The sequence below is a fragment of the Melaminivora alkalimesophila genome (assembly GCF_000282995.1).
GTDB classification, from domain to species: Bacteria; Pseudomonadota; Gammaproteobacteria; order Burkholderiales; family Burkholderiaceae_C; genus Melaminivora; species Melaminivora alkalimesophila.
Window position 1 is genome coordinate 1 of the sequence record NZ_ALEE01000217.1, and the last position, 2442, is coordinate 2442.

Genomic DNA, 2442 nt, shown 5'->3' on the forward strand with positions numbered 1-2442 from the left:
TCGGCAGCCCCGGCACCCGAGCCTGCAGCCGCGCCCGCCCCGGCACAGGCCCCTGCAGCCCGGACGGCGCCCCCCGCTGCGGCGCACCGGCCCGCTGGCACGGGCGCCGGCCTGCCACACGCCAGCCCCTCGGTGCGCAAGTTCGCGCGCGAGCTGGGTGTGCCGCTGGCGGAAGTCACGGGCACCGGCCCGCGCGGGCGCATCACGCACGAGGACGTGCAGAGCTTCACGCGCGCCGTGATGTCCGGCAGCCTGCAGACGCAGGCCCAGGCCGCGCGCGCGCCTGCGGCCGGCGGCGCTTCTGCAGGTGGCGCCGGACTGGACCTGCTGCCCTGGCCGAAGGTGGACTTTGCCAAGTTCGGGCCGGTGGAGCGCAAGGAGCTTTCGCGCATCAAGAAGATCAGCGGCGCGAACCTCGCGCGCAACTGGGTCATGATCCCGCACGTCACGAACAACGACGAGGCGGACATCACCGAGCTGGAGGCCCTGCGCGTGCAGCTCAACCAGGAGGGCGCCAAGGCCAAGAGCCCCGTCCGGGTGACCATGCTGGCCTTCGTCATCAAGGCCGTGGTCGCGGCACTGAACAAATTCCCCGAGTTCAACGCCAGCCTGGATGGCGACGAGCTGGTCTACAAGCAGTACTTCCACATCGGTTTCGCCGCCGACACGCCCAATGGCCTGGTGGTGCCGGTCCTCAAGGACGCCGACAAGAAAGGCGTTCTCGCCATCAGCGAGGAGATGGGCGAGCTGGCCCGGAAGGCGCGCGACGGCAAGCTGGGCGTGGCAGACATGCAAGGCGGCTGCTTCACCATTTCGTCGCTGGGCGGCATCGGCGGCACGCACTTCACCCCCATCATCAACGCGCCCGAGGTGGCGATCCTGGGACTGTCCCGAAGCAGCATGAAGCCCATCTGGAACGACGAGCGCGAGAAGTTCGAGCCGCGCCTGATGCTGCCGCTGTCGCTGTCCTACGACCACCGGGTGATCGATGGCGCCGCGGCCGCGCGCTTCAATGCCTACCTGGGACAGGTGCTGGCGGACTACCGCCGCATCCTGCTGTGAGCGAAGGGAGCAGCGACATGGCGACGATCGACATCAAGGTGCCCGACATCGGCGACTTCGACGAAGTGGCGGTGATCGAGGTGCTGGTGCAGCCGGGCGACACCATCGAGGCCGAGCAGAGCCTGGTCACGGTGGAGAGCGACAAGGCTTCCATGGAAATTCCCTCCAGCCACGCCGGTGTGGTGAAAGAGCTCAAGGTCAAGCTCGGCGACAAGGTGAAGGAGGGCAGCGTGCTGCTCACGCTGGAAGCGGCCGAGGGCACGGCGGCTCCCGCGCCGGCGGGTGGGGATGGGGAGGCGCAGGCTGCGGCGCCTGCGGCTTCCGCACCGGCGGCACCGGCGGCGGGGCCAGCTTCGGGCGCTCCGTCGGGTGCCGGCTCCAGGGCGGCCGGGTCCAGCGCTTCGGCCGCGACCGGCTACGAGGGCGCCACCGATATGGACTGTGAGGTGCTGGTGCTGGGCGGCGGGCCGGGCGGTTATTCCGCCGCCTTCCGCGCCGCCGACCTGGGCCTGAAGGTGGTGCTGGTCGAGCGCTATGCCACGCTCGGAGGCGTCTGCCTGAACGTGGGCTGCATCCCGTCGAAGGCGCTGCTGCACGTGGCGGCGGTCATGGACGAGGTGGCTCACCTGAAGGCGGCCGGCATCGACTTCGGTGCCCCGCAGGTGGACCTCGACCGGTTGCGCAGCCACAAGGACAAGGTCATCGGCAAGCTGACCGGAGGCCTTGCGCAGATGGCGAAGATGCGCAAGGTGACGGTGTTGCGCGGTGTCGGGCAGTTCGTCGGCAGCCACCACCTGCAGGTCGAGGAAACCACGGGCGATGGCCAGGAGAAGACTGGCAGCAAGCAGGTCGTGCAGTTTCAGCGCGCCATCATCGCTGCCGGCAGCCAGGCGGTGCGCCTGCCCTTCCTGCCCGAGGATCCGCGCGTGGTCGATTCCACCGGTGCCCTGGCCCTGAAGGAAATCCCGAAGCGCATGCTGGTCCTGGGCGGCGGCATCATCGGCCTGGAGATGGGCACGGTGTACTCGACGCTGGGCGCGCGACTGGACGTGGTCGAGATGATGGACGGGCTGATGCAGGGGGCCGACCGCGACCTGGTCAAGGTCTGGCAGAAGATGAACCAGCACCGCTTCGACCGCATCATGCTCAACACCCGGACCGTCGGCGCCGAGGCCACGCCCGAGGGCATCAGGGTCAGCTTCGCCCCGGCCCAGGAGGGCGGCGAGGCGCCCGAGCCGCAGGTCTATGACCTGGTGCTGCAAGCGGTGGGCCGCTCACCCAACGGCAAGAAGATCGGCGCCGAGGCGGCCGGCGTGGCCGTCACGGAACGCGGTTTCATCGACGTCGACGTGCAGATGCGCACCAATGCGCCGCACATCT

General features: G+C 69.5%; 2 protein-coding genes. Both read left to right on the plus strand.

The genetic code is table 11. The features are described from left to right. A partial coding sequence (locus A612_RS03635) for a 2-oxo acid dehydrogenase subunit E2 (protein WP_040435897.1) occupies nucleotides 1-1062 on the plus strand: 1062 nt, incomplete at its 5' end. Between the two features lie 17 nt (nucleotides 1063-1079). Next, nucleotides 1080-2442, plus strand: a 1363-nt coding sequence (locus A612_RS03640) for a dihydrolipoyl dehydrogenase family protein (RefSeq protein WP_019373228.1), incomplete at its 3' end; no start/stop codon positions are given.